Genomic DNA, 5,175 nt, shown 5'->3' on the forward strand with positions numbered 1-5,175 from the left:
GGCGCCGGCACGGTCCGTGGGGCCGGGGACCGCGATGGCGATGCCTGTCGGGCTGGAGCGCAGCGTGTGGTTGCGCACGACCCAGAAGCCCGAGAGCCTGACCCAGTCCGGGTCCGCCCCGTCGGAGTGCTCGAAGTCGTCGCTGAAGAGCAGGGGGCCAGCGGCGCTGATCGTCACCGTCTCCTCGTCGCGAAGCGAGGAGTCGAGCATGGAAACGGCGGCGAAGGTCACGGTGTATTCGCCCGCCTGGGCCGCGCCCGGCGTCCAGGTGAACGTTCCGTCAACGGCGTTGAAACTCGCGCCGGCCGGCAAGCCGGCGGCTTCCAGTGCGAGCGCGCCTCCCTCCGGGTTGGACGCCGTGACCTTGAACGTCAGCGTCTCACCCGCGACGACCGAGCGGGTGCCGATGGGGTCGAGGACGGGCGCGCAGTCGCGGGCGGCCACGCTGACGGGCACGGTCACCTCTGCGGACAACGCGTCGCTCCCGCAGTTCCTGCCATGGTCGGTCACAGTGAACCGGATGGACGGGTACGTCCCCGCCTGCGTGCACGTGGGCGTCCACGTGAAGGCACCGGAATAGGGATCGAACGTGGCGCCCAGCGGGAGGTTCTCGGCGCCGAACGTCAGCAGGTCGCCATCGGGGTCGGTGGCGGCGAGGGTGAGCGCGAACTCCGTGGCTTCGGTCGCGGCAATATCGGGCGGCTGCGTGAGCGCCGGCGGCCGGCTGTAGCGGTAGCTTACGAGGAGCATGTCGATTCCCGAAATGGTCTGGCCTGGCAGGACCTCGATAATCTGGGCCTCCGAGGCCAGGGTCTTTCCCGGGTACCACTGCGGATAGTGCGCGTTGAAGTCCCAACCAAGACTGGAAGCCAGGATCCGGTACCGACCGGGGGGCACTCGGAAGGCAAAGGGACCGGATGGATACCACTGCCCATACCATCGGACGGTGTCCGAGTCGCCCTCGACTAGGGCCAGGTAGGCTCCCTTGGTGCCGTGAGTCAGGTTGACCTGACCTTCGATTCGCCCCTCGGGAGGGAAGTCCGCGTCGATACCCGTCACCGTCTCACCGGGGGCCACCTCGATCGGGACGGCGGTCTTGGCGGAATCCTCATTCGGATACCAGCGGCCCCAGGAGGAGGTCTGTTCTGCGTCGAACGCAAGCAGGTACGAACCGGGTGAAACGTGGTCGAAGCGGTAGGTGTCGTTCTGCCAGTCGGTGTAGATGCAGCGAAGAGGGTTCCCATGCAGGTCGGCGAGGCAGACCTTTGCCCAATTGAGCGAAAGCCGCTGGCCGTTCTCCGTCAGCGTCCCCATAATGCTCCCCTTTGCCCCGAGGTCGGCGTCTATGCCTGGCGTCTGGAGCCCGGGTTGGACCAGCACTGGGTCTGCAGTCTGCGCCGACACGCTGGTCGGATACCACTTCTCTCCGAACGTGCTGCCTGCCGTCGAGTCAAAGAATCGCAACAGGTAGGGGCCAGGGGGGAGGGTGGTGGCCTCGTAGTTGCCATCCGCGCCGGGAACGACGGTCCGCAGCGGTGAAGCGCCCGCAGGCGACGTCCAGACTTCAATCCTCGTCCCTGCGCTGGCCGCTCCACCCGCCGTCACCCGCCCCGCGACGCTGCCGGCGGTTCCGAGGCTCTGGAGGACGACGGTCGGGAGCATGAGGGTCTCGCCGCTCCTGAACCGCACCACATCCGCGGATGTCTCATCGGGCTTGCCGTCGAGCCAGGTCGGAGCGTAACCTTCCTTGCTGAGGAAGAGCTTGCGGTCGCCGCTGGACGAAACGGCGAACTCCCCATTGACGTCTGTGCTCGTTGTCGGAGAAATGCCACAGTCGACCCTCGATACGCTAATCGCGACACCCTCGAGGGGAGAGCCTTGCCCGTCGACCACCTTCCCCAGTGTGACGCCTGGCGGGGCGGGCGGTAGCGTTATGCTGCTGATCTCGCCAGGTTTAATGACGACAGGCGACGCGTCCTCCCATTGAAAGGTCCCTGGATAGTAAGTATCGGCGATGCTCGCGGAATACATATTGACACCTATGCGGTATTCCCCCGGCGGCAAGTAGGTTGGGGAAGGCCAGTAGCACTCCTCCCTCCCACTCGTGAAGCTCCATGCATCGTAATCGTCGTACGGAGCAAGCATGACCTGCAACTCGCCTGGCGTCGGGACGGAAATGTCATGCCCCCCGGTAATTTCTCCGAGGATCGGTCGGACCGGTGTCGGATCGCTCACCCCTGGGTGGTAGAGATCCCATGCCGGTGCTCCGCTTGTGGAAACCTTGATGTAATACGCATCATCCTCCAGGTCGGTGAGGATGAAACGGCCAATTCCGTCCGTCGTCGTGCGCCATGGAAGTGTGCGCGCAGCATATCTCGACATATAGATTTCAGCTCCGACCCAAGTACTTGCCAAGGGTGTCCCGTCCGGACCAGTCACGGTGCCCGCTATGCGCCCTGGAGGGCCGAGACGGACGTCGATCCCTGTGAGAGTTTCGCCCTCTTTGACAATCAGCAGTCTGGATGGCGGTCCAATGACCCCACGAAGGAGGCGCGGTGTATGGCCGCTGCTGGGTGGCGGTGAGAACAGCAGTTCGTACCAACCACTATACTCGCTGCACCAAGGCTCGAGCGTTGGCGTGAGGCCCTGCAGTTCGTAATGTCCATCGACGCCAGTCTGTGCCCAGGCAACAGGACCGGACATGCGGGGAAACTTTGCGAACATGTCCCGATTCCAGAACCTCGTGTAGGGGCCGACATATGCCTGCACCTCGACCCCCGCCAGCGGCTCCCCGTTTGGCCCCGTGACCCGCCCAGAGATGCCGCCGGTCGCGCCCGCGCTCGTCGCCAGCGTCGTGAGAAGGAGCGTTGCGGTGAGCGCGCCCGCGGTAACCGCCCGCGGCAGACGCCACCCACCCCGGATCTGATGCAGCACCGAAACCCCTCCCCCTGCGAGACTAATAGTCGGACTGTGCCGATAATGTTACCACGCGGTCGGGGAAATGATCGGAGCGGGAATCGAAGGCGCTACCATCGCCGTGCCGCGCGGCGCCCGCGACCTTCTCCGGCTCGATCCGAAGGAACGAGCGGCTACTTGACGTCCTGCGAGCCGGTTTGGTTGATCATCTGGGTCTTCACGGTGCCGCCCTTGCCGGCGATGTCCGCGATGAACATCAGGACGCCCCCCGCGACCACCGCCAGGAACACCAGGAAGAGGAGCATCTTCGTCTGCCGGATCAGGAGGTAGAGCAGAACCAGCCCCAGCGCGCCGGCGATCAGCGGGTTGGCGCGCAGGTACGTCATCGCATCGTTCACGTATGCTTCCATGGCATCTCCCTCTCCTTTCTACCTCCCCAGCACCTCCAGGAAGTAGCGCTCGTAGCGGTCGACGATCTTGTCGCGGCCGAAGCGGTGCGCGGCGATCCAGCGGGCGCGGCGCGAGAAGGCGGCCCAGCGGCGCGCGTCGCAGAGCAGTTCGATGCCGCGCTCCGCCAGCCCCGCGACGTCGCCGACCTCCAGCAGGTGGCCGCTGCGGCCGTTCTCGACGACCTCGGGCAGCCCGCCGACGCGGTAGGCCAGCACCGGCACGCCGCAGGCCATGGCCTCGAGCGGCGCCAGCCCGAAGGACTCCATCTCGGAAGGGTGCAGGAGCAGGTCGGCGGCGCCGTACCATTCCTCGATCTCGCCGATTGCCTTGAGGCAGTGCACGCGGCTCTCGATCCCCAGTTCGCGGGCCGTCGCCTCCGCCCGCGGCCGGTCCGGCCCGTCGCCGATCATGTAGAGCTGCGCCGGAACCTTCGCGGCGATCCGCGAGAAGATCTCGACGACCTCCCAGACGCGCTTGACCGGCCGGAAGTTCGAGACGTGCAGCAGCACCTTCTCGCCGGGGCGCGCGATGTCGCGGCGCTTCTTCGCGTCGCGCGGCCGCGAGAAGCGCGCCGGGTCGACGAAGTTCGGGATCACGCGCACCTCGCGGTCGAGGTGGAACTCGCGCTGCGTGGTGTCCGCGAGCGCCTGCGAGACCGCGGTCAGCCCCGAGGAGCGCAGCATCCCGAAGCGCGTGATCTCCCAGTACGAGGGGTCGAGGCCGACGAGCTGCACGTCCGTGCCGTGCAGGGTGGTCACGGTCTTGACCTCGCAGCCGCCCATCTGCTGGCCGAGGAAGACCGCGACCGAGTGCGGGATCGCGTAGTGGGCGTGCACGAGGTCCAGCCGCTCTTGGCGGATCACCTGCGCGACCTTCGTCGCCAGCGCCAGCGTGTACGGCGGGTACTGGAAGAGCGGGTACGTGACCACCGGCACGCGATGGAACGAGAGCCCGTCGACGATGCGCAGCCGCGCCGGGAACTCGGTGGAGATCACGTGCACCTGGTGGCCGCGCTCGGCGAGCGCGACGCCCAGCTCGGTGGCGACGACGCCCGAGCCGCCGAAGGTCGGGTAGCAGACGACGGCGAGGCGAAGCTTCGCGCGCCGCCGCCGACCCGCGGTGACCCCGCCGCGCGTTCCCGCCGCCTGCGCGCTCACGGGCAGCCCTTGAAGAAGAGCTGGTCGGTCGCTGTCACCGGCAGCGGCCCGGTGGCGACGAGCCCCTCGCCGTAGGGGCGTCCGATGAGCCCGCCGAAGAAGCGGTCGCGCACCTCGACTGAGGCGAAGACGTCGTTGTAGCCGGCGGCGCGGAAGGAGCGGCTCGGCGCCTGCGAGCGGTGCGCGTTCATCGCGCGCAGCTTCACCGCGTAGACGTCCGAGACGTCGACGACGAGCGTGGGGTGGCGGTACGTGCGGCAGGGGTAGAAGAAGAGCAGCCGCGTGTACCAGGGCTCCTCGCCGCCGGCGATCTTGCGCAGGCGCGCCTCGAAGAACGCGGCCTCGGCCAGGCGGCCCGCGACCACGTGGTCGGGGTGCGCGTCCTCGTAGAGCGGCGCGAGGATCACCTCCGGGCGCCACCTGCGCACCGCCGCCGCCACGGCGCGCCGGTAGGGGAGCGTGAACTCCAGCGCCGCGTCCGGCAGGCCGAGGTTCTCGCGCGCGTGCAGCCCGAGGATCTTCGCGGCGCGCTGCGACTCGCGCTCGCGGGTGCGGGCGTCGCCGAGCGTGCCGCTCTCGCCGCGCGTCAGCTCCACGGCGACGACGCGGCGGCCGGCGCGCGCCAGCGCGGCGCAGGTGCCGCCGATGACCA

At 67.9% G+C, this 5,175-nt stretch carries 4 protein-coding genes; all 4 read right to left on the bottom strand.

The window, feature by feature from the left end:
* Positions 1-2,145, bottom strand: a 2,145-nt coding sequence (locus tag VI078_11025; GenBank protein ID HEY5999813.1) for a putative Ig domain-containing protein, incomplete at its 3' end; no start/stop codon positions are given.
* Between the two features lie 944 nt (positions 2,146-3,089).
* Complete coding sequence (locus VI078_11030) at positions 3,090-3,326, bottom strand: hypothetical protein (protein ID HEY5999814.1); 237 nt, start codon at positions 3,324-3,326, stop codon at positions 3,090-3,092.
* An 18-nt stretch (positions 3,327-3,344) separates the two neighbouring features.
* Positions 3,345-4,523 carry an N-acetyl-alpha-D-glucosaminyl L-malate synthase BshA gene (gene bshA / locus VI078_11035; GenBank protein HEY5999815.1) on the bottom strand — a complete coding sequence of 393 codons (1,179 nt, stop codon included), beginning with the start codon at positions 4,521-4,523 and terminating at the stop codon, positions 3,345-3,347.
* Positions 4,520-5,175 (bottom strand): PIG-L family deacetylase (locus tag VI078_11040; protein ID HEY5999816.1); only part of this gene is annotated, 656 nt, incomplete at its 5' end. The genes VI078_11040 and bshA, both read right to left, overlap by 4 nt.

Source organism: bacterium (genome assembly GCA_036524115.1).
Classification (GTDB): domain Bacteria; phylum JAUVQV01; class JAUVQV01; order JAUVQV01; family DATDCY01; genus DATDCY01.

Excerpts from the sequence above, each read along its gene's own strand:
- VI078_11030 (HEY5999814.1), bottom strand. The coding sequence starts at position 3,326 with ATGGAAGCATACGTGAACGATGCGATGACGTACCTGCGCGCCAACCCG.